Below are 19,477 nucleotides of genomic sequence, written 5' to 3' on the forward strand. Positions count from 1 at the left end.
CTCATCTCCACTCCTTGGCGGTTACGATGAGCCAGAAACCCTCTCTTATCAAATCGACCTAAACTGTCCCATTGGCGCTGACGTCAGACAATCAGTAGGGTAAAATCCACGTCATGAGCAAATCTTGCTTCAAGTGTCTGCAGGTCCATTCCTTTTCGTGAATATAGGTACTGTTTTTCTATTTCTTCGCCATACACAACTTTAACGTTTTGCATTTTTTCGAGCTCTTGCCGGGCTAAGTGCCGAATGTCGACCCGTCCTGAGGTTAGTCCCGGACCACAGACGAAGACTTGTGACTGTACCTTTTGCGCTTTGTCATTGAGAAGGGTTGGTTGGATCAACATGCCTCACCGTAGCTGAATTTCTGCGCCGGGCTCAAGTTTAGATTGTTTTCGGACTAACTACGAAGCCGCCCAATTGCCGCAACTCTAAAAGTGAACGCAGATTGCAACTGCCAAGGGGCAAGCAAAAAACGAGGGAAAGGTTAGCGCTGTTTAAGTAGGTTTGAAAAGCCGGTTTATTTGAGCGAAAGATCAAATTAGTTAGAGCGTGCTGCAACTGCAACGTGTATCCACTTGGTGGTCCCTTCTGTGTTCTTAACTCAGTTGTTAAGGCTCACGAGTCTCTGCTCAGCTTACGATGAAGGACTGTCGGTTTTGGATCCAAGGGAAATTCCTGCTGCCAAAAGGAAGAACTTTGGGTGGCGGATCACCAGTTAGGTTTTGGTGGAGCCTAGGGGAGTCGAACCCCTGACCTCTTGCATGCCATGCAAGCGCTCTCCCAACTGAGCTAAGGCCCCTTCCAGGTACTGCCGAAGCAGTGGACGGACGTTTATGAGACGGTGGCTGGGAGTGCAAGTCCAAAAATGGATTTTGCCAAAAACTTTCCGTTCCGCGTCCGGGGGTGGGCATGAGGCGGCGAGAGGCCGCCCCTGACCGGTCTTAGTTTTCGTCTTCCGACGACATGTCGGTGATATCGTCCAGCGAGACGTCATCATTGTCGTCGTCATCATCGTCCAGCAGATCATCATCCAGATCAACATCGACATTGTCGTCATCATCCAGAACAAGATCTTCTTCCGAGGCGTCTTTGCGCGCTTTGGCCGAGGCTGCATCTTCCGCATCCGCAGCGATCATCCGGCTTTTGCCGGTCTCAAGCTCCACGATCTCGCCGGTGTAGGGGCTGATGATCGGGTTCTTGTTCAGGTCGTAAAACCGCTTGCCGGTTGTTGGGCAAACGCGCTTTACGCCCCATTCTTCCTTGGGCATGTCAAATCCCCTTGATATCAGGTGAGTCGTATCAACGATTCAGGTCACGTGCCACATGCAGCGGGCACTGTCAAAGCCTTTGAGCAGGAGAAACAGGCATATGGGAGATCACGCACTGCCCGGGACACCTCCGGTGCCGCTGACGTTGCGGAAATCGGCGCGGGCACGACGGATCAGCCTGCGGATTTCCCAACTGGATGGGCGGGTTACGCTAACCTATCCGCAGGGCGTGCCCGAGACCGAAGCGCTGAGCTTCGCCCGCACCAAGGAAGAGTGGATACGTCAGCATTTGCAGGATCGCCCTGACCCGGCCGTTGTTCAATTCGGCAAGACCATCCCTATCGAGGGCGTAGAGCGGCGAATCGTGCCGGCAAAGGGCCGTCGTGTTCTGTTGCAAGGTGATGAGATCGCCGTGCCCGCAGGGGCCGAGGCCCGGCGTTTGGCGCGGTTTCTCAAGGAACTGGCGCGGGATCGCCTGACAGGGGCCTGTGATGACTACGCCGCAATGCTGGGCCGTTCTTATTCCACCCTGACCATCCGCGACACCCGTTCGCGGTGGGGGTCGTGCAGCTCAGACGGAGGGCTGATGTTCTCCTGGAGGCTGATCCTCGCTCCGCCCGAGATCCTGCACTACGTCGCAGCGCATGAGGTGGCGCATCTGGTCGAGATGAATCACTCTCCGGCGTTCTGGGCACAGGTCGAACGGGTTTTCGGTGACTACAGTGACCAGAGGCGCTGGTTGCGCGACAACGGGGCCCAGTTGCACCGATACAGATTTGATGCCGCCGTGAGTTGACCTCGCGCCCGTTTGTGATCACAAATTGGAAATGTTGACCACACGCCCCTCCGACTCTCAAGGCGCGACACATGACCGGGTGTATCGCACGTTGCGCTCTCGAATCATGCATGGCGAGATGGCGCCGGGGCAGGCGCTGACCCTGCGCGGGATCGGCAAGGAATTCGGTGTCTCGATGACCCCCGCGCGTGAGGCGGTGCGGCGCTTGGCGGCTGAAGGGGCGTTGTTTCTGTCAACCTCGGGCCGTGTTTCCACGCCCGAGTTGACCAATGACCGGATCGAGGAACTGGCCGCCCTGCGCGCATTGCTTGAGGTTGAGCTGGCCAGCCGCGCCCTGCCTCGGGCGCATATGGCGCTAATCGACCGGTTGCAAAGCATCAACATGAACGTGGCTGAGATGGTGACCAAGCGTGACGCCGTTGGGTATATCCGCACCAATCTGGAGTTTCACCGCACGCTCTATCTGCGGGCACAGGCCCCGGCGATGCTGGCGATTGCTGAAACCGTGTGGTTGCAGCTTGGTCCCACCATGCGCACTCTGTACGGCAGGTTGCGGCGGACCGATCCGCCGCATAACCACAAGCTGATCATCGCGGCGTTGCAGGCCGGAGACGAGCCCGGGTTGCGACTGGCGGTCCGGACGGATGTGACACAGGGTCTGCGGTTGCTGGTCACCTAAGCGGCTTGTTGCCGAAGGCCTGAAATCGCTCCTGAGATGCTTCGTCGTTGTGGCTTGAAGATTGGGTCTGGGTTAATCTGGCCCAAATCACAACAAGAGCAGATTTCAGTCATGATCAATCGACGGACATTTTCACTGGGTCTCGGGTCGGCCCTGCTGAGCGCCTGTTCCACCGGTGCCCCGACCAACACACCCGCGTCGCGGATGCGACCGGTGCCAAATTCTGGATGGGATGCTTGGGTCGCGAGCTTCAAAGGCCGAGCGGCGGCGCAGGGGATATCGCAATCCACCCTCAACAGTGCCTTTCGGGGGGCAGGTTATTTGCCCGAGGTGATCGAACGCGACCGCAATCAGGTTGAATTCAAGCGGTCACTCGAGGACTACCTGGCGATTGCAGCCTCGGACGAGCGGATCGCCACCGGAAAGCTGATGCTGGTGCGGCACGCCGGAACCCTGTCGCAGATCGAAGCAAAATACGGCGTCGACAAAGAGGTTGTCGTTGCTGTTTGGGGGTTGGAGAGCCGATATGGCGCGCGGCGCGGGGATGTGCCGGTGATTTCGGCAGTGTCCACGCTGGCCTATGACGGGCGGCGTGGTGCGTTCTTTGAAAAGCAATTGGTGGCGGCCCTGAAGATCATTCAGGAAGGTGACACAAACCCTACCAACATGACCGGCAGTTGGGCCGGGGCGATGGGGCATACGCAGTTTATCCCAACGTCCTACCTGGCCTATGCGGTGGATTTCACCGGTGACGGGCGGAGGGATATCTGGTCCGAGGATCCGACGGACTCACTGGCCTCTACCGCCGCCTATCTGGCGCGCGCCGGTTGGGTTCGCGGACAGCCTTGGGGTGGTGAGGCCGGTACGGTTTCGGGTACGCCCGTTGCGGTGCTGCAGCCGCAAAAACCGGGACCGCGCATCGCGGTGTTCCGCAATTTTCAGGTGATCAAACGCTATAACAACTCAGACAGCTATGCGATCGGTGTTGGCCATCTGTCTGACAGGATTGCGGGTGGTGCACCGTTTCAGGCCTCGTTCGGGCCGGACGCGACCGGGCTGACGCTTGAGAACCGCAAGGAACTTCAACGCCGTTTGACGTCGGCTGGGTATGACACGCAGGGCGCCGACGGGGTGATTGGCAAGAATACCGAAGCCGCGATCAGCGCGTACCAGCGGGCCAATGGATTGGCCGCTACCGGCAAACCCTCTGTCGAGTTGCTGCGGCGGTTGGGCGGTTAGGCCGCCAACCCTTTCGAGCCGATATCCAGGAACTTCTGACGGCGATCCTTGATCAGGGCCGCCGCATCCTTGCCGTCCAGTTCTTGCAGCATGGCGGCAATTGCGGCGCGAACTGATTCAACAGTCGCCTCGCGGTCCCGGTGGGCACCGCCCTTGGGCTCGGTGATGATCCGGTCGCAGACGCCCAGCTTTTGCAGGTCCTGCGCGGTCAGGCGAAGCGCCTCGGCGGCTTCGCGCATCTTCTCGGCATCCTTCCACAGGATCGAGGCGCAGCCTTCGGGCGAGATCACCGAATAAACCGAATGTTCCAGCATCGCGACGCGGTTTGCCGTGGCAAAAGCCACAGCCCCGCCAGAGCCGCCTTCGCCGATGATCACCGACACCAGCGGTACACCGATCTTCAGGCACATCTCGGTCGAGCGAGCAATCGCTTCGGATTGTCCACGTTCCTCGGCTCCCTTGCCAGGGTAGGCACCCGCCGTATCAATCAGAGTGATCACGGGCAGGCCAAACCGACCGGCCATCTCCATCAGGCGCACAGCCTTGCGGTATCCTTCGGGGCGCGCCATTCCAAAGTTGCGTTCGATCCGCGATTTGGTGTCCGAACCCTTTTCGTGACCAATCACCATCACCGGCTGATCGTTGAACCGCGCCAGACCGCCGATTACCGCCAGATCGTCAGCAAAGTTCCGGTCGCCGGCCAGTGGAGTGAATTCGGTGAACAGGGCATCGACATAATCATTGCAGTGCGGGCGCTCCGGGTGACGCGCCACCTGGCATTTCCGCCATGGGGTCAGATCATCATAAAGCTCTTCCAGCAGCTTGGCCGCCTTGGCGTCCAGCGCAGCGGCCTCTTCGGCCACGTCCATCTCTTCGTTGGCGCGGGCCAGCGCGCGTAACTCCTCGGCCTTGCCTTCGATCTCGGCCAGGGGTTTTTCGAAATCCAGATACTGGGTCATGACGCCTCTCAACGCGGAATTTCCCCGCTATATGACCTGTGGTTGCGCGGGATGCAACTCAGCAAGATTTGTGGAAGCAGGATATGCGACCACGGATGGGCAAAGAGAAGGAAGGACACAAATGCCAACCAGCTATGAAAACCGCATTTTGCGCGTGCTGGCCTACATCCACGACCACCCCGCCGGGGACCTGTCGCTGGATGAGCTGGCCGATGTAGCGGCGATGTCCCGGTTTCACTGGCACAGAGTGTTCCGCGCTCTGACCGGTGAGACCTGCGCGCAGGCGGTGCGTCGTATCCGGCTGCACCGTGCGGCGGTTGGGCTGGTTCGGTCTGACAGGCCGGTGACGCAGATCGCAGCAGACGTGGGCTATCCCAATCTGAACTCCTTTGCGCGGGCCTTTTCCGAAGCCTACGGCAGCAGCCCCGCCGCATTTCGCAAGGCCGGGCAGTTCTTGCCCGTCCATCCACATTTCAGAACCGGAGAATATCCAATGTATCCTGTCACTACCCGAACCGAACCCGCCCGCCTCGTTGTCGGCCTGCCGCACAAAGGCGCCTATGCCGAGATCGGCAAGAGCTTTGCGGCCTTCGGTGCCTTGTGCGAATCCCGCCAGTTGTGGCCGCAGGTCGGGCCGGTGATCGGCATCTATCTCAATAGCCCTGACGCTGTGCCCGTTGACGATCTGCGCAGTTATGCCGGAGCCGAATTCCGCGGTGATGATACGCCCGAAGGCATGGAGGCTGTGCAAATCCCTGGCGGCAAGACGGCTGTTCTGACGTTCAAGGGTCCTTATTCCGGGCTTGGGGCCGCCTATCACAGCCTGTTCGGCAACTGGCTGCCAGAATCGGGCGAGGAACCTGCGGACCAACCTTGTTATGAAATCTATCTGAACGACCCGCGCGATACAGCGCCCGAAGAACTGCTGACGGAAATCTGCCTGCCGTTGAAGTGATTCAGTTCGGCCACAGGACCGGGTAAAGCGATGCGACCAGCAGCGCAGCCATGGTCCAGTTGAATACTACCAAGCGGCGCGGGTTCGTTAGGATCCGCGCCATTTGCTGTCCCAGAACGGTCCATGTGCTGACCGAAGGCAGGTTTACCGCTCCAAAGATCAGCGCCACGATCACGATAGCCTGCAGTGTATGATCCGGGGTGTAGGCGGTAGTGGCCGTCAGAGCCATGGCCCAGGCCTTGGGATTGACCCATTGAAAGGCGGCGGCCTGTAGGAAGGTCATAGGATCGCCTTTCGTGACCCCGGCCTTTGTCGGTGCTGCATGCGCAATTTTCCAGGCTAGGTACAGCAGGTAAACCACTGAGACGAGCTTCAAGATCGTGTAGCTGACCGGGTACCGGTCAAACACCTGTACCAGCCCGGCGCCGACCAGCAGGACCATAAGGGTGAACCCCAACCCGATTCCCAACATGTGGGGAATAGTGCGGCGAAAGCCGAAATTAGCACCAGACGCCATAAGCATCAGGTTGTTCGGTCCCGGCGTGATCGACGAGACGAAAGCAAAGGCGATCAGGGCCAGAAGAACTTCATAGGACATCGCGCACATAATCACTGATCAGCGGGCAAATGAAATTGCGTTATAGTGTGTGACTACTGTAGTTTTGCAACCAATGACGAAATTTGATCACATAAACCAACAAATATTGCGCGAATTGTCCCGCGATGGTCGCGTTAGCAACCTTGAACTGGCGGATCGCGTTGGCCTGTCGCCCTCGGCCTGTCTGCGCCGGGTGCAGGAGCTTGAGCGCGCGGGCGTGATCTCGGGCTATCGCGCGGTGTTGAACCCGGCGGCGCTGGGCTTGGGATTTGTGGCCTATATTGGTGTTGGTCTGGGAGAGCATACCAAGGCCGCGCAGGAAGGGTTCGAACGTGCCCTCCAACGCGCGCCGGAGGTAGTGGAATGCCATAACATCACGGGCACCATCGAATACCTGCTGCGCGTGGAATGCGCCGATCTTGCGACGTACAAGACCTTTCACACCGAGGTATTGGGAACCCTGCCACATGTCACGTCGATCACATCCTATGTGGTGATGGGATCCCCAAAAGACATGCGCGCCTGACCGGGGCAAACGTGATATTTAACCGCCTTGCAGGGCAATTTCTAACCACCTAGTGTCATCCCAACGGCGCCCATAATGGGGAAACTCTGCAAAAGCGGCGCAAACTCAGGGAGGTCAAAATGAAACCACTAAGGATTGGCGTTATTGCCGTTGTGTCAGCGATGATAGCGGGTGCCGCGATTGGCGCGCCGCTTAAACTCAAACCAGCCAGCCCGCAGCCTTCGGGACTGAAAACTGGACTTGCGACTGACTATGCTTGGCTGGGAAGTCCACCTCGCAAGATTGACTCACTCACCGAAGCCAAAGCGTTGTTGAATGAAAAAGGAGCGCCAGGACAGCCGCTTCGGGGTCTTGACTACAGCGACACCAGCAAAGGCGACCCTGTAATGACCCATCCTGAACACTACAACGTTGCTGCGGATATTCGCGGGTTCATCAAGTTTGACGCGCCTGGTCTCTATGAGTTGGAGACGCATTCCAATGATGGTCTCGAAGCTTGGATTGGGGGGCAAAATGTTGGTGGCGCCAGTTTTTCGCAACCTTGTTCCGCCAATGAGCGCGTTGAAGTCGAGGTGCCTGAGGCGGGATGGTACGAACTGAAAATGATCTACTACCAAAAGTACGGAACGGCCTGCCTTATGATGAAATGGGGAAAACAGGGCGATAAGTTAAGCTGGGTTCCAAACAACGTGTTTGGCTACAAATGAAACTTAGGGGCGCTATTCTGCGCCCCCGGTTTCTTTTTGGCCTAGCCATTTGCGGCGATCAGCTCCGCCTGTGCCACAATAACTTCAGCTTGTTTGATCGAAGCGATATCAACCAGACGCCCTTTGTAGACAGTGGCACCTTCGCCATTGGCCTTGGCTTGCTCCATCGCGGCCAGAATCTCGCGTGCTTCGGATACGGCCTCGTCTGACGGGGTGAAGACCTGATTGGCCAGCGCGATCTGTTTCGGGTGGATCGCCCATTTGCCGACCATACCCAGCGTGGCCGAGCGTTTGGCCTGCGCAATGTAACCCTCATCATCCGAGAAATCACCAAATGGCCCGTCCACCGGCAGCACGCCGTGGGTGCGGCAGGCAGCGACGATGGCGGCCTGCGCCCAGTGCCACGGATCGGACCAGTGTTTTTCGCCCTCACGCAGCATATAGTAGTTTTCCTGCGTGCCGCCGATGCCGGTGGTCTGCATTCCCATCGAGGCCGCAAAGTCCGCAGCGCCCAGGCTCATCGCCTGCATACGGGGCGATGAGGCCGCGATCTCTTCGACATGGGCAATACCTGCGGCGGACTCGATGATGACCTCAAAGCTTACCGGTTTGGTGCGGCCCTTGGCGCGCTCGATAGCTGTGACCAGCGCGTCTACAGCATAGACATCCGCTGCGCAGCCGACCTTGGGAATCATGATCTGGTCCAGACGGTCACCTGCCTGTTCCATCAGATCGACCACATCGCGATACCAATAGGGCGTGTCCAGCCCGTTGATCCGCACGGACATGTACTTGTTGCCCCAGTCGACCGTGTTCAGCGCCTCGATCACATTGGCGCGCGCGACGTCCTTGTCAGAAGGGGCGACCGAGTCCTCAAGGTCGAGGTTGATCACATCCGCTGCAGACGCCGCCATTTTCGGGAAAAGCTTTGTGTTCGATCCCGGCCCGAACAGTTGACAACGGTTGGGGCGCGCGGGGGCGGCGGGTTGAATGCGAAAGCTCATCTGGACCTCGTGCAAGAAAGGAAATTACGATTTTCTTGCTGTATGAGGTATTAAATTGCGCGAGGCTTCGCAAGCTTCTTTGTGCAGCTGCGGCAATGCAATCGCAGCATCTGCCGTGTGTTGGGGTCTGCGTGGTGATTAAAGATTAATCACTGTGAAAACTTGAGAGATTTTTGCGTGTTAAGTTTAAAACGTGCAAGAAACTCCCTCTCACGCAGCCGAACCCGAATGAAAACGCGAAACACTCGTAAGGCACGTCCCTTAGCCTGCGTCGGAATCAAAGGAGTGACCGCAATGATCGAGACACCGTACCTGCTGTTTTTGGGCGATGCGCCCGACCAATTGGCGGCCAAAGTGGCAGTTGGAATTAAGGACTGGCGTCCCGAAAACGCCGTGGGCCAGTACCGGATGGAGGGCTGCAAGGCCGATCTGGGACTGACAGACATGACCCTGACCGAGGCGAAAGAAGCCGGGGCCAAGACCCTTGTCATCGGTGTGGCCAACCGCGGTGGCGTTATCAGTCAGGAGTGGAAAAAGGTTCTGGTCATGGCGCTGGAGGAAGGCTTCGATCTCGCCTCGGGCCTGCACAACCTGCTGCGCAACGAACCTGATCTGGTTGCCGTTGCCGAAGCGACCGGCCAGAAACTGCACGATGTGCGCGTGCCCGAAGTCGACTATCCGATCGCCAATGGTATCAAACGCAAGGGCAAGCGGTGTCTGGCTGTGGGCACCGACTGCTCGGTTGGCAAGATGTACACGGCGCTGGCAATGGACGCAGAAATGCGTGAGCGCGGGATGAAATGCACCTTCCGCGCCACCGGTCAGACCGGCATCCTCATTACCGGTGACGGTGTGCCGCTGGACGCGGTGATTGCCGATTTCATGGCCGGTTCGGTTGAGTGGCTGACGCCCGACAATGACGACGACCACTGGGACCTGATCGAAGGGCAGGGGTCGCTGTTCCATGTGTCCTATTCGGGTGTCACCATGGCGCTGGTCCATGGCGGTCAGCCTGACGCGCTGATCCTGTGTCACGAACCGACCCGCGAGCACATGCGCGGCCTGCCGACCTATCAACTGCCGACACTGGAGACCCTGCGCGACACCGCGCTGGCACTGGCCAAGGTTGCAAACCCGGATTGTCAGGTCGTTGGCGTTTCGGTCAACACGCAGCACATGTCCGAGGAAGACGCCTCCGCCTATCTGGTCAAGATCGAAGACGATATGGGTCTGCCTGCGACCGATCCGTTCCGTTTCGGCTCGGGCAAGCTGGTGGACGCGCTGGCCGCAATGTGATCTGAACGATGCGCCGGGGCGAGGTTCCTCGCCCCGGCGTACTTTTTTGAAAAGACGAAGGAGCGTTTGCGTGCAGGTAGAGGTCTCTCGTGATGTGTTTCGATTGGCGCAGGTGTTCACCATCTCGCGCGGGTCGCGGACCGAGGCAAAGGTGCTGACCGTCCGGATTTCAGACGGAACCCATCAGGGCTGGGGCGAATGTGTTCCCTATGCGCGCTATGATGAAACGCTCGAGTCGGTTGAGGCTGAAATCGCGGGCCTGCCTGCCGAGTTCACCCGTCAGTCGCTGATGGATTTGTTGCCTGCGGGTGCCGCTCGGAATGCCGTGGATTGTGCGTTGTGGGATCTGGATTGCAAACGCGCGGACAAGCGGGCTTGGGAATTGGCCGGTCTGCCGGTTCCGGTTCCGGAGATAACTGCATACACATTGTCTCTGGCGACACCCGGAGCGATGCAGGCGCAAGCCGCCGAAAACGCGCATCGTCCGTTGTTGAAGATAAAACTGGGCACCCCGGATGACATGCCTCGGCTGGAGGCTGTGCGTGCCGGTGCGCCAAAGTCAAAGATCATAGTGGATGCAAACGAAGGTTGGTCGCCCGAAGTTTATGCCGATCTGGCTCCGCATCTGGTGCGACTTGGTGTCGAACTGGTCGAGCAGCCTCTGCCCGCAGCGGACGACGAGGCCTTGATCGGAATGGAGCGCCCGGTGCCGGTCTGCGCAGACGAATCCTGCCACGACCGTGCAAGCCTGCCTGCGTTGAAGGGCAAGTACGACGTGGTGAATATCAAGCTTGATAAAACCGGCGGCCTGACTGAGGCGCTGGCATTGCGTGAAGCCGCGTTGGCAGAGGGCTATCGTGTGATGGTCGGCTGCATGGTCGGCAGTTCTCTGGCCATGGCACCCGCGACCCTGCTGGCGCAGGGTGCGATGGTAACGGACCTTGACGGCCCGCTTCTGTTAGCCGAAGACCGCGACAACCCGCTGATTTTTGATGATGCCGGAGTGCACCCGCCCAAAGCGGAACTCTGGGGCTGAGGAGACAAGACATGACCCGCACCGTTTACGTAAATGGCGAATACCTGCCCGAGACCGAGGCCAAGGTGTCCATCTTTGACCGTGGTTTCCTGTTTGCGGACGCCGTTTACGAAGTGACCAGCGTTCTGGATGGCAAGCTGATCGATTTCGAAGGCCACGCGGTGCGCCTCAAGCGGTCGCTGGACGAGCTGGAGATGGCCGAGCCCTGCACCAAGGAAGAGCTGCTGGAAATTCACCGCAAATTGGTGGAGTTGAACGGCATCGAAGAAGGTCTTGTTTATTTGCAAGTCAGCCGGGGTTCGGATGGCGACCGGGATTTCGTGTTCCCGTCCGCCAATACCAAACCCAGCCTCGTGCTGTTCACCCAGAACAAACCGGGTCTGGCCGACAGCCCCGCGGCCAAGAAAGGCGCCAAGATCATCTCGATCGAGGATATCCGCTGGGGTCGCCGCGACATCAAGACCGTGCAGTTGCTCTACCCGTCGATGGGCAAGATGATGGCCAAAAAAGCGGGTTGCGACGATGCGTGGCTGGTGGAAGACGGCTATGTGACCGAGGGCACCAGCAACAACGCCTATTTCGTCAAGAACGGCAAGATTGTCACCCGCCCGCTGTCCAACGACATTCTGCACGGCATCACCCGCAAGGCGGTGCTGCGCATGGCGGCAGAGGCTCAGATGGAAATCGAAGAGCGTCTGTTCACCATTGATGAGGCGAAAGAGGCGGATGAGGCCTTCACCACTTCGGCCAGCGCATTTGTCATGCCGGTGGTTGAGATTGACGGGGTGACGCTGAGCGAAGGCACACCGGGCCCGATTTCCAAACGCCTGCGCGAGATTTATCTGGACGAAAGCCGCAAGGCCGCAATCTAAAGCAAAGGCCCGCCAAATCGGCGGGCCTTTTTCGTATCTGGCGTCAGCCCTTTTTCGTTACGTTCTCGTCAAAGGCTACCTTGAAAGCTGCCTGCTTCTCAGGGCTGGCCTCGGTCTGGTAGTTGGCCTTCCACTCATCCATGGTCATGCCATAGAAAACCTCGCGGGCTTTGTCCTTGCCCATCTCGATCCCCTTTTCGTTGGCGGCTTCCTGATACCAGCGGGCCAGGCAGTTGCGGCAGAACCCGGCCAGATTCATCATGTCGATGTTCTGAACGTCGGTGCGATCTTCCATCAGGTGCTTTTGCAACCGGCGGAACGCGGCGGCCTGAAGTTCGGTTTCGGTTTGTTTGTCCATGGTATGGCTCCGGATGACTGTACCGTTATCTCTGACCTAGCGGTCCGATGGCGATGTTTCAACACGGTGTCTCAGGCCAGTTTCAAAGCCAGCCAGGGAATGATGCAGAAGATCAGGGTCAGGATTTTGTAATTCGCCAGATACCGGAAATACGCCCGCTTCACGTCCGGGCGCTCCATCTGGAACATCCGGCCATGCACACCTGCGATCCAATCCTGCAACAACACGATTATAAGTGTCGTGAACAGCAGGACCGCAATGTTGAGTGCCGCCATCCAGCCAAAGACAGAGGTCAGAAACTCCTGAGTCATGGTCGCCCCCTTTCCCATAATATATGGGGATCAGCGGCTGGTCTCACAATGAGGTGTGATCAAAGGCCGCTGTTTGCCAGAGCATCCTGTAGCACCACGGCCATGCGCTCGGCCCAGATGCGTTGTCCGGCATGATCGGCGATCAGGTCGTTGCGCAGCTCGATCAGGGCGTTCGGACGGCCATGGGCAGTGCAGTGCCGGTCGATCGCATCACCGGGCAAGACGCCAGTATAGGGTTCGTTGACGCCGACGCACAGGTCGTCCTCGGCCTCGAGCCGGTTGATCAGGGGTCGTGAGAACCGTTCGTCCGGCGTGTGCAGAACCCCCACATGCCACGGACGCGGCGCGCGACCGCGCAACTGGCGGGTGAAGGAATGCATTGACACGATCACCGCGTGCGGCAGGCCCGACATACGCTCCAGTGCCTCGTGATAGGGGCGGTAGCACATGTTCAGGCGCCGTTCGCGTTCGGTCGCGTCGGCGTGGCGGTTACCGGGGATAATCGAACCGTCATAGAGCTTCATCAGCAGGGTTGGGTCATCTTCGCCCCGGTTCGGATCGATCACAAGACGCGAGAAATTGGCGGCGATCACCGGAGCGTTCAGGATCTCGCCCAAGTGCTTGGATACTTCATAGGCGCCGACATCATAGGCAATATGCCGTTCCATATCCTCACGCGGCAGGCCAAGCTCGCCTCCATTGATTTCGGGGGGAACCGTGTTGGTTGCGTGGTCGCATGTGATCAGCCAGCGCGAGGGGCGATCGGCACCGTGGATAAAAAACGGGGAATACGTCATAAGCCTGTCATCTAGTTTGTCGCAGGTTTAGGGCAGTTGCTTTGAAAAGGGAATTGCGCAATAAGCTGACATGTGATGTTTGCGGTAACATGATGCGAAATCCAAGAGAAGACGTTAGGAGACAAAACCAATGCGACGCCTGAGAAATGTGAAAATTGTGGCGACGCTGGGACCGGCGTCAAACGACTATAATATGATCCGCGCCCTGCATGAGGCTGGCGCAGATGTGTTTCGCCTGAACATGAGTCATGGCAGTCATGATGAAATTCGTGAACGCCACAGGATCATTCGGCAGGTTGAAAAGGATCTCGACAGTCCGATCGCAATTCTGGCTGACCTCCAGGGTCCCAAACTGCGTGTCGGAGTTTTTGCCAATGACGCAGAAGAATTGGATGAAGGCGCTGCCTTCCGTCTGGATCTGAATCCCGAACCCGGTGATATCACCCGCGTGTGTCTGCCGCATCCCGAGATTTTTGCCGCGTTGGAGCCAGGCGCGCGCCTTTTGGTCAACGATGGCAAAATTCGCCTGACCGTACAGGAGTGCGGCCAGGATTTTGCAAATTGCACGGTCGAAGTCGGCGGCACGATCTCGAACCGCAAAGGTGTAAACGTTCCTGATGTGGTGCTGCCGCTGGCCGCGCTGTCGGCCAAAGATCGTGACGATCTGGAGTTTGTCTGCCAACTGGGTGTGGACTGGCTGGCTCTCAGCTTTGTGCAGCGCGCCAAGGACGTGTTCGAAGCCCGCGCGCTGGCCGATGGCCGTGCCTCGATCCTGTCCAAGATCGAAAAGCCAGCGGCTGTTGAGGCGTTTGACGATATTCTTGATGCCTCGGACGGGATCATGGTGGCACGCGGTGATCTTGGGGTCGAACTGCCGGTTTCCGCAGTTCCACCAATTCAGAAACGATTGGTGCGGAAATGCCGGAGTGCGGCCAAGCCGGTGATCGTAGCGACCCAGATGCTGGAGAGTATGATCGAAAGCCCGATGCCCACGCGGGCCGAGGTTTCAGATGTGGCGACTGCCATCTACGAGGGCACCGACGCCATCATGCTAAGTGCTGAATCCGCGGCGGGCTCATACCCGATCGAAGCTGTGCAAACCATGAACAAGGTCGCCATCGAGGTCGAGGCCGACCCGACCTATACGCAGATCATCTCGGCGTCGCGCACAGCCAAAGGCACGACAATTGCCGACGGGATCGTGGCCGCCGCGCGCGAGATTGCCGAAAAGACCGATATCAAGGCCATCTGCTGCTTTACCCAAAGCGGCACAACGGCACTTTTGACCGCGCGGGAGCGTCCCGGTGTGCCGATCATCGCCATGACCCCCGCCACCGGAACCGCGCGGCGCCTGTGCCTGAGTTGGGGTTGCCATTGCGTGATGACGCCCGAGCTTGAGCGTTTCAAGGGGGCCGTTGTCAATGCTGCCCGCGCTGCTCGTGCCGGCGGGTTTGCGACCGAGTCCGATCAGATTGTGGTAACGGCCGGTGTGCCGTTCAACGTGCCCGGAACCACCAATATCCTGCGTATCGCGCCCTGTGACGAACGTCTGATTTACAATACAGATCCCGGTTGAGGTACTTGTCTCAACGTTCAATCCCTCGCGTGGCCGAAATACAACCAGTCAGGAGACAGGGATTTTCACGATCTCCATTACTGTAAATGAGCTGGTCTGGTGAATTCCAGGCAGCTTGTTTATTTTCTCGCCGAGGATATCGCGGAAGTGTGAGATATCTCGAGTGCGGACGGTCAGCAGATAATCAAACGAACCCGCAACCATCAGGCAGCTTTCAATCTCTGGAATGTTGCGGACAGCGTCATTGAATCTGCTGAGAGATTGCTCAGCTGTAGCGGCGAGTGAAACCTGCACCACCGTCAGCAAGGCCAGCCCCATTCGTTCTTTATCGACGATGGCGCAATAGCCCTTGATGTACCCGTTTTTTTCTAAGCGCTTGACCCGCTCGGAACAGGGAGTATTGGTCAGATTGACGCGTGCCGCAAGATCGACAATCGACAACCTTCCGTTGATCTCCAACTCTTGCAGAATACGTTGGTCGATTTTGTCCAAATCTCTATCGATCAGTAAAAATCCCTGAAATCTTAGCGTAAGACGACATTTTTCACTGAATATAGACTAAAATAATCACCAATTCCTAGTGATTTTTCCTAATACTTGTCTGAAGGCAGCTGCGTAAATGTGTTCCAAGTTCGGCTGCCTTGTCGAGGGCACGGGCCTCGACCCAACGAAAAAAAATTGGAGAACCGACATGACAACAAAAATTGTCATAGGACTGGACGGGACAGAGACCGGGGAGCGCGCGATCGCCTTTGCCAAGGATTTGGCAGGGCGCATCGGCTCATGTGAGTTGCTGGTGGTCTACGTGATCGAATGGTCCCCATTCACTTTCCAGACACCTGAAGAAAACGCGCTGCGGCACAAACGGCGCGAGGAAGAGGTCGAACTGGCCACGACACGGATCGTCACCCCTGCGGTAGACGCGCTGAATGCAGAGGGCTTCACAGCGCATGGCATTGTTCGCCATGGCGACGTGGCCGAAACGCTGAACGTGATCACGGTTGAAAACGGCGGCACCCAGATCATCGTCGGGCGCGCCTCGGCGGACGGGTTCAAAAAACGCCTGTTCGGCAGCTCGACCCAGAATCTGGTCATGCATGCCGATGTGCCGGTCACGGTTGTGAACTGAGGGGAGTGGAGAGTATGAATATGCTTCAAAAACTGAGTCTTGGTGCATCAGCAGCTTTGATCGCCAGCCCCGCTTGGGCGCAAGACGCACCGGGCTTGGATGACAAGATCAATCAGGCGTTTGCCGATTTCACCGGACCATTCGTCAGCTTTATCTTCGCCCCGTTTCCGGGCACGGGCTTCCCTTGGATCGTCGGATGGCTGGTGATCGCGGCGACGGTTTTCTCGCTGTATTTTGCCTTTGTGCAGTTCCGCTTCTTCGGGCACGCCATCAGCTTGGTCAAAGGTGACTATTCCGATCCCAACGACGCGGGTGAGGTCAGCCACTTTCAGGCGCTGGCTACCGCGCTATCGGGTACAGTCGGCCTTGGTAACATCGCTGGTGTGGCGGTTGCCGTGGGTATCGGCGGGCCGGGCGCGACGTTCTGGATGATCACGGCGGGCCTGCTGGGCATGGCCTCGAAATTCACCGAATGTACTCTGGGTGTGAAATACCGCAACGAATACGAAGACGGCACCGTATCTGGTGGCCCGATGTATTACATGTCCAAAGGATTCAGCGAACTGGGTCTGCCGGGCGGTAAGATCCTGGCCATTTTGTTCTCGATCTTCTGTATTCTTGGCGCGCTGGGCGGGGGCAATATGTTCCAGGCCAACCAGGCACACCAGCAGATCGCAGGTATCGTGGGCGACTATCCTGGCTGGATCACCGGTCTGGTCTTTGCCGGCATCGTTTTCGCGGTAATCGTGGGCGGCCTGAAATCCATTGCACGCGTGACCGAAAAGGTCGTGCCGTTCATGGGGATCATGTATGTGTTGGCAGCTCTGGTCATCATCATCATGCACGCAGACCAGATCGGTTGGGCCTTTGGCCAGATCTTCGCGGGTGCCTTCACCGGCCTCGGTGTGGCGGGCGGCATGGTTGGCGCCCTGATCCAGGGCTTCCGCCGTGCGGCGTTCTCGAACGAAGCGGGCGTGGGCTCGGCGGCGATTGCGCACTCGGCCGTGCGGACGAGCGAGCCGATCACGGAAGGTTTTGTATCCCTGCTGGAGCCGTTCATCGATACTGTCGTGATCTGTACGATGACCGCGTTGGTGATCATCATCACCCAGCAGCTGATCATCGATCCGGATACCGGCAAATACTTGCTGAACGAAGCGGGTAATGCGATTGCCACTGTTGACGGCAATTCGGGCGTCAGCCTGACCTCAGCCGCCTTTGCAAGCGCCTTTGGCTGGTTCCCATATGTGCTGGCCATCGCAGTGGTACTATTTGCCTTCTCGACCATGATCAGCTGGTCCTATTATGGTCTTAAGGCCTGGACCTATCTGTTCGGCGAGGGCCACACCAAGGAACTGGTGTTCAAGATCATCTTCTGCATCTTCGTCGTCATCGGCGCGGCGGCCAACCTTGGCCCGGTCATTGACTTCTCGGATGCGGCGATCTTTGCGATGGCGGTTGTGAACGTCTTTGCGCTCTACTTCCTGATGAAAGTGGTGCGGGAAGAGCTGGCGAGCTATGCGAGCCGCTTGAAAACCGGTGAAATCCGCAAATTCGAACATTAACCCAATCCACCGGGGCGGCGCCTGTCGCCCCGGTGCCTGACCACCCTGCGAAAATCGCAGTTTCTGGTCCAAACCCCCTTGCCACTATGACTGAACTTGCGTAAACGGCGCTTCTGATCGCGTGACCGGCCGAGATGGCATGCCGAGTCGCGTTTAGTACCGAACCCTGAAAGGAGACGGAAATGCCTAAGATGAAGACCAAGTCGAGCGCCAAGAAGCGCTTTAAGGTGACTGCGACCGGTAAGGTCCTTGCTGGCCAGGCCGGCAAACGGCACGGCATGATCAAGCGGACCAAGAAGTTCATCCGCGACGCCCGTGGTAACACCACCCTGTCCGCCCCCGACGCCAAGATCGTCAAGGGCTACATGCCCTACGACCGCTAAGAGGAGATTAAGAGATGTCCCGCGTTAAAGGTGGAACTGTAACTCACGCCCGTCACAAGAAGGTCATCAAGGCCGCCAAAGGTTACTATGGCCGCCGCAAAAGCACCTTCAAGGTTGCCCGTCAGGCCGTCGACAAGGCCAATCAGTACGCAACCCGCGACCGTAAGAACCGCAAGCGCAACTTCCGCGCGCTGTGGATCCAGCGTATCAACGCTGCTGTCCGTTCGCATGACGAAGCACTGACATATTCCCGCTTCATCAACGGCCTGAACCTGGCCGGTATCGAAGTGGACCGCAAAGTTCTGGCCGATCTGGCCGTGCACGAACCGGAAGCGTTCGGCGCGATCGTCGCCAAAGCTCAGGCCGCTCTGGCTGCCTGATCCTCTTTTAAAGAGACAGTGAATGAAGGCCGTTCCTTTCGGAGCGGCCTTTTTCTGTTTTCGGCCTGTCAGAGCACGCCGTTTCAGCAACAATTGACAGAGCATCTGAAAATGCGACTTCAATTTCGGGTGTCGAACGCAGGTGAACATCGACACCCTGGGCGCAATACTCTGGCTTAGACTGGCCTTGGCCGACGGCAATAGCCGTCATGCTGCGAAGATCAAAGTATGCAAGCCCAGATTCGGTTGCCAGAATTGCCAAAGCCTCTGCGATCTGAGCGTTGATTTGCGCGTGTACTTCAAGGTATATTCCAAGATCCCTAATGGCCTGAAAGGCTTGCCTGCGGGTCACCTGATGCCACTTTTGTATCTGACGGCTGAGCATGGTTTGCAATGCACTGTCGTCATTCAGTGCTACCGTGTTCAGGCCTTTTATGACAATCGGGCGGCCGGCAGAGGCTTCTTGACATGCATCCAGGTAGTGCCCGAGTTTTACCAGTCTGGATTCAACGGCCTCGTCCAGCGCGATGTCGTCGCGGAGGGCCAAAAAATAGCAACTGAGCTCGGCATCCACCTGTCCAAACCCGAAGCAAACGACATCGGGGTTGAGCTGCTCGATCGCCCGCGCTGCCTGCGAAAAAGAAGACCGAGGGTCATTCTTGGCGTTAAACCCTGCAGCAGTTGCACCTTTGATACTCAGCAGGTGGGCGGTATCGAAGCCGCGGATATCGGTTGGCGAAATGCGCCCGTACCTGAATCTTGTTTCTGCCGGTTTTGCTCCGATCAACCGAGTATGGGAGTCGCCGACGCACAATACGCTGCTCATATCAGGCCTTAGTTCGAGGGTTGTCACCTTTGCACATACCGTTGGGACCGGCTTTTTGCTGACTGTAGCACCAAGGCGGTGACGCCGCTATCGCAAAGGCTGCAACAAGTCGGCCTCGTGTGGTGAGCAGGTGACCTTACAGCACCACGCAACGACAAGGTTGATTGAAAACAAAAAAACCGGCGCATTTAGCGCCGGTTTGCAACCTCAAAAGATC

The 19,477-nt window shown here is 57.9% G+C and carries 23 protein-coding genes and 1 tRNA gene; 14 read left to right on the forward strand and 10 right to left on the reverse strand.

Annotated features, from left to right (window positions below; all coding sequences use genetic code 11):
- Positions 1-723: 723 nt before the first annotated feature.
- Together ACR0IK_RS19285 and ACR0IK_RS19290 are read right to left on the reverse strand one after the other, a co-directional pair.
- Positions 724-799 (reverse strand) — tRNA-Ala (locus ACR0IK_RS19285).
- A gap of 142 nt (positions 800-941) precedes the next feature.
- The gene (locus tag ACR0IK_RS19290; protein ID WP_480597177.1) at positions 942-1,268 is read right to left on the reverse strand and encodes a TIGR02300 family protein; all 327 of its coding nucleotides are present in this window, start codon (positions 1,266-1,268) and stop codon (positions 942-944) included.
- A 100-nt stretch (positions 1,269-1,368) separates the two neighbouring features.
- On the opposite strand from ACR0IK_RS19290, the gene ACR0IK_RS19295 reads away from it, so the two are divergent.
- The 3 genes from ACR0IK_RS19295 (at position 1,369) to ACR0IK_RS19305 (ending at position 3,982) form a co-directional block, all read left to right on the forward strand.
- On the forward strand, positions 1,369-2,064 hold the full coding sequence (locus tag ACR0IK_RS19295) for a M48 family metallopeptidase (RefSeq protein WP_480597174.1): 696 nt from the start codon (positions 1,369-1,371) through the stop codon (positions 2,062-2,064).
- A 31-nt stretch (positions 2,065-2,095) separates the two neighbouring features.
- Complete coding sequence (locus tag ACR0IK_RS19300) at positions 2,096-2,743, forward strand: GntR family transcriptional regulator (protein ID WP_480597171.1); 648 nt, start codon at positions 2,096-2,098, stop codon at positions 2,741-2,743.
- Positions 2,744-2,854: 111 nt separating this feature from the next.
- Entirely contained in the window at positions 2,855-3,982 is a 1,128-nt protein-coding gene (locus ACR0IK_RS19305; RefSeq protein WP_480642806.1) for a lytic murein transglycosylase, read from the forward strand.
- On the opposite strand, the gene ACR0IK_RS19310 is transcribed toward ACR0IK_RS19305, so the two are convergent.
- Positions 3,979-4,941, reverse strand: coding sequence for an acetyl-CoA carboxylase carboxyltransferase subunit alpha (locus ACR0IK_RS19310; protein WP_480597164.1), 963 nt, complete (start codon positions 4,939-4,941; stop codon positions 3,979-3,981). The genes ACR0IK_RS19305 and ACR0IK_RS19310 overlap by 4 nt on opposite strands.
- Positions 4,942-5,062: 121 nt before the next feature.
- On the opposite strand from ACR0IK_RS19310, the gene ACR0IK_RS19315 reads away from it, so the two are divergent.
- Positions 5,063-5,896, forward strand: coding sequence for an AraC family transcriptional regulator (locus tag ACR0IK_RS19315; protein ID WP_480642807.1), 834 nt, complete (start codon positions 5,063-5,065; stop codon positions 5,894-5,896).
- A 1-nt stretch (position 5,897) separates the two neighbouring features.
- On the opposite strand, the gene ACR0IK_RS19320 is transcribed toward ACR0IK_RS19315, so the two are convergent.
- Entirely contained in the window at positions 5,898-6,494 is a 597-nt protein-coding gene (locus tag ACR0IK_RS19320; RefSeq protein WP_480597158.1) for a LysE family translocator, read from the reverse strand.
- A gap of 73 nt (positions 6,495-6,567) precedes the next feature.
- Between ACR0IK_RS19320 and ACR0IK_RS19325 the strand changes: the two genes are divergently transcribed.
- Both ACR0IK_RS19325 and ACR0IK_RS19330 read left to right on the forward strand, forming a co-directional pair.
- Positions 6,568-7,020 carry an Lrp/AsnC family transcriptional regulator gene (locus ACR0IK_RS19325; protein ID WP_480597155.1) on the forward strand — a complete coding sequence of 151 codons (453 nt, stop codon included), beginning with the start codon at positions 6,568-6,570 and terminating at the stop codon, positions 7,018-7,020.
- Positions 7,021-7,139: 119 nt separating this feature from the next.
- Entirely contained in the window at positions 7,140-7,727 is a 588-nt protein-coding gene (locus ACR0IK_RS19330) for a PA14 domain-containing protein (protein ID WP_480642809.1), read from the forward strand.
- A 41-nt stretch (positions 7,728-7,768) separates the two neighbouring features.
- Here the strand turns inward: ACR0IK_RS19330 and ACR0IK_RS19335 are convergent, their stop codons facing one another.
- A complete protein-coding gene (locus ACR0IK_RS19335; protein WP_480594482.1) occupies positions 7,769-8,731 on the reverse strand; it encodes an L-malyl-CoA/beta-methylmalyl-CoA lyase in 963 nt (320 codons plus the stop codon).
- 294 nt (positions 8,732-9,025) lie between these two features.
- Between ACR0IK_RS19335 and dgcN the strand changes: the two genes are divergently transcribed.
- The 3 genes from dgcN to ACR0IK_RS19350 all read left to right on the forward strand — a co-directional run bounded on the left by dgcN (position 9,026) and on the right by ACR0IK_RS19350 (position 11,935).
- Positions 9,026-10,027, forward strand: a complete 1,002-nt coding sequence (gene dgcN / locus ACR0IK_RS19340) for an N-acetyltransferase DgcN (protein ID WP_480594483.1) — start codon at positions 9,026-9,028, stop codon at positions 10,025-10,027.
- 70 nt (positions 10,028-10,097) lie between these two features.
- Positions 10,098-11,063 (forward strand): N-acetyl-D-Glu racemase DgcA, encoded by a 966-nt coding sequence (gene dgcA / locus ACR0IK_RS19345; RefSeq protein WP_480594484.1) that lies wholly within the window; start codon positions 10,098-10,100, stop codon positions 11,061-11,063.
- A gap of 11 nt (positions 11,064-11,074) precedes the next feature.
- The gene (locus tag ACR0IK_RS19350) at positions 11,075-11,935 is read left to right on the forward strand and encodes a D-amino-acid transaminase (protein WP_480594485.1); all 861 of its coding nucleotides are present in this window, start codon (positions 11,075-11,077) and stop codon (positions 11,933-11,935) included.
- A 43-nt stretch (positions 11,936-11,978) separates the two neighbouring features.
- Here ACR0IK_RS19350 and ACR0IK_RS19355 read toward each other — a convergent pair whose 3' ends face one another.
- The 3 genes from ACR0IK_RS19355 to ACR0IK_RS19365 all read right to left on the reverse strand — a co-directional run bounded on the left by ACR0IK_RS19355 (position 11,979) and on the right by ACR0IK_RS19365 (position 13,401).
- Positions 11,979-12,293, reverse strand: coding sequence for a DUF1244 domain-containing protein (locus ACR0IK_RS19355; RefSeq protein WP_480642812.1), 315 nt, complete (start codon positions 12,291-12,293; stop codon positions 11,979-11,981).
- Positions 12,294-12,364: 71 nt separating this feature from the next.
- A complete protein-coding gene (locus tag ACR0IK_RS19360; RefSeq protein WP_480642814.1) occupies positions 12,365-12,604 on the reverse strand; it encodes a DUF6868 family protein in 240 nt (79 codons plus the stop codon).
- A 59-nt stretch (positions 12,605-12,663) separates the two neighbouring features.
- A complete protein-coding gene (locus tag ACR0IK_RS19365; protein ID WP_480594488.1) occupies positions 12,664-13,401 on the reverse strand; it encodes an N-formylglutamate amidohydrolase in 738 nt (245 codons plus the stop codon).
- Positions 13,402-13,531: 130 nt separating this feature from the next.
- On the opposite strand from ACR0IK_RS19365, the gene pyk reads away from it, so the two are divergent.
- Positions 13,532-14,977 carry a pyruvate kinase gene (gene pyk / locus ACR0IK_RS19370; RefSeq protein WP_480642815.1) on the forward strand — a complete coding sequence of 482 codons (1,446 nt, stop codon included), beginning with the start codon at positions 13,532-13,534 and terminating at the stop codon, positions 14,975-14,977.
- A 48-nt stretch (positions 14,978-15,025) separates the two neighbouring features.
- Here the strand turns inward: pyk and ACR0IK_RS19375 are convergent, their stop codons facing one another.
- Positions 15,026-15,469, reverse strand: a complete 444-nt coding sequence (locus tag ACR0IK_RS19375; RefSeq protein WP_480642816.1) for an Lrp/AsnC ligand binding domain-containing protein — start codon at positions 15,467-15,469, stop codon at positions 15,026-15,028.
- 199 nt (positions 15,470-15,668) lie between these two features.
- Between ACR0IK_RS19375 and ACR0IK_RS19380 the strand changes: the two genes are divergently transcribed.
- From ACR0IK_RS19380 to rplT, 4 genes are all read left to right on the forward strand, one after another.
- The gene (locus ACR0IK_RS19380; protein ID WP_480594491.1) at positions 15,669-16,106 is read left to right on the forward strand and encodes a universal stress protein; all 438 of its coding nucleotides are present in this window, start codon (positions 15,669-15,671) and stop codon (positions 16,104-16,106) included.
- Between the two features lie 14 nt (positions 16,107-16,120).
- Positions 16,121-17,671, forward strand: a complete 1,551-nt coding sequence (locus ACR0IK_RS19385) for an alanine/glycine:cation symporter family protein (protein WP_480594492.1) — start codon at positions 16,121-16,123, stop codon at positions 17,669-17,671.
- A 182-nt stretch (positions 17,672-17,853) separates the two neighbouring features.
- The gene (rpmI, locus tag ACR0IK_RS19390) at positions 17,854-18,054 is read left to right on the forward strand and encodes a 50S ribosomal protein L35 (RefSeq protein ID WP_010443552.1); all 201 of its coding nucleotides are present in this window, start codon (positions 17,854-17,856) and stop codon (positions 18,052-18,054) included.
- Positions 18,055-18,068: 14 nt separating this feature from the next.
- On the forward strand, positions 18,069-18,434 hold the full coding sequence (rplT, locus tag ACR0IK_RS19395; RefSeq protein WP_008756009.1) for a 50S ribosomal protein L20: 366 nt from the start codon (positions 18,069-18,071) through the stop codon (positions 18,432-18,434).
- A 7-nt stretch (positions 18,435-18,441) separates the two neighbouring features.
- On the opposite strand, the gene ACR0IK_RS19400 is transcribed toward rplT, so the two are convergent.
- Entirely contained in the window at positions 18,442-19,260 is an 819-nt protein-coding gene (locus ACR0IK_RS19400; protein WP_480642817.1) for a hypothetical protein, read from the reverse strand.
- Positions 19,261-19,477: the final 217 nt, after the last annotated feature.

The organism is Ruegeria sp. BF7, assembly GCF_056538605.1.

Bases quoted from the DNA above. Each gene is read 5' to 3' on its own strand.
- ACR0IK_RS19335 (WP_480594482.1), bottom strand. From the start codon at position 8,731: ATGAGCTTTCGCATTCAACCCGCCGCCCCCGCGCGCCCCAACCGTTGT.
- ACR0IK_RS19380 (WP_480594491.1), top strand. From the start codon at position 15,669: ATGACAACAAAAATTGTCATAGGACTGGACGGGACAGAGACCGGGGAG.
- ACR0IK_RS19290 (WP_480597177.1), bottom strand. From the start codon at position 1,268: ATGCCCAAGGAAGAATGGGGCGTAAAGCGCGTTTGCCCAACAACCGGC.
- ACR0IK_RS19320 (WP_480597158.1), bottom strand. From the start codon at position 6,494: ATGTCCTATGAAGTTCTTCTGGCCCTGATCGCCTTTGCTTTCGTCTCG.
- rplT (WP_008756009.1), top strand. From the start codon at position 18,069: ATGTCCCGCGTTAAAGGTGGAACTGTAACTCACGCCCGTCACAAGAAG.
- ACR0IK_RS19355 (WP_480642812.1), bottom strand. From the start codon at position 12,293: ATGGACAAACAAACCGAAACCGAACTTCAGGCCGCCGCGTTCCGCCGG.
- ACR0IK_RS19295 (WP_480597174.1), top strand. From the start codon at position 1,369: ATGGGAGATCACGCACTGCCCGGGACACCTCCGGTGCCGCTGACGTTG.
- ACR0IK_RS19400 (WP_480642817.1), bottom strand. From the start codon at position 19,260: ATGAGCAGCGTATTGTGCGTCGGCGACTCCCATACTCGGTTGATCGGA.
- ACR0IK_RS19305 (WP_480642806.1), top strand. From the start codon at position 2,855: ATGATCAATCGACGGACATTTTCACTGGGTCTCGGGTCGGCCCTGCTG.
- ACR0IK_RS19325 (WP_480597155.1), top strand. From the start codon at position 6,568: ATGACGAAATTTGATCACATAAACCAACAAATATTGCGCGAATTGTCC.
- ACR0IK_RS19385 (WP_480594492.1), top strand. From the start codon at position 16,121: ATGAATATGCTTCAAAAACTGAGTCTTGGTGCATCAGCAGCTTTGATC.
- ACR0IK_RS19350 (WP_480594485.1), top strand. From the start codon at position 11,075: ATGACCCGCACCGTTTACGTAAATGGCGAATACCTGCCCGAGACCGAG.
- dgcN (WP_480594483.1), top strand. From the start codon at position 9,026: ATGATCGAGACACCGTACCTGCTGTTTTTGGGCGATGCGCCCGACCAA.
- ACR0IK_RS19365 (WP_480594488.1), bottom strand. From the start codon at position 13,401: ATGACGTATTCCCCGTTTTTTATCCACGGTGCCGATCGCCCCTCGCGC.
- ACR0IK_RS19300 (WP_480597171.1), top strand. From the start codon at position 2,096: ATGTTGACCACACGCCCCTCCGACTCTCAAGGCGCGACACATGACCGG.
- ACR0IK_RS19315 (WP_480642807.1), top strand. From the start codon at position 5,063: ATGCCAACCAGCTATGAAAACCGCATTTTGCGCGTGCTGGCCTACATC.
- pyk (WP_480642815.1), top strand. From the start codon at position 13,532: ATGCGACGCCTGAGAAATGTGAAAATTGTGGCGACGCTGGGACCGGCG.
- ACR0IK_RS19310 (WP_480597164.1), bottom strand. From the start codon at position 4,941: ATGACCCAGTATCTGGATTTCGAAAAACCCCTGGCCGAGATCGAAGGC.
- ACR0IK_RS19360 (WP_480642814.1), bottom strand. From the start codon at position 12,604: ATGACTCAGGAGTTTCTGACCTCTGTCTTTGGCTGGATGGCGGCACTC.
- rpmI (WP_010443552.1), top strand. From the start codon at position 17,854: ATGCCTAAGATGAAGACCAAGTCGAGCGCCAAGAAGCGCTTTAAGGTG.
- ACR0IK_RS19330 (WP_480642809.1), top strand. From the start codon at position 7,140: ATGAAACCACTAAGGATTGGCGTTATTGCCGTTGTGTCAGCGATGATA.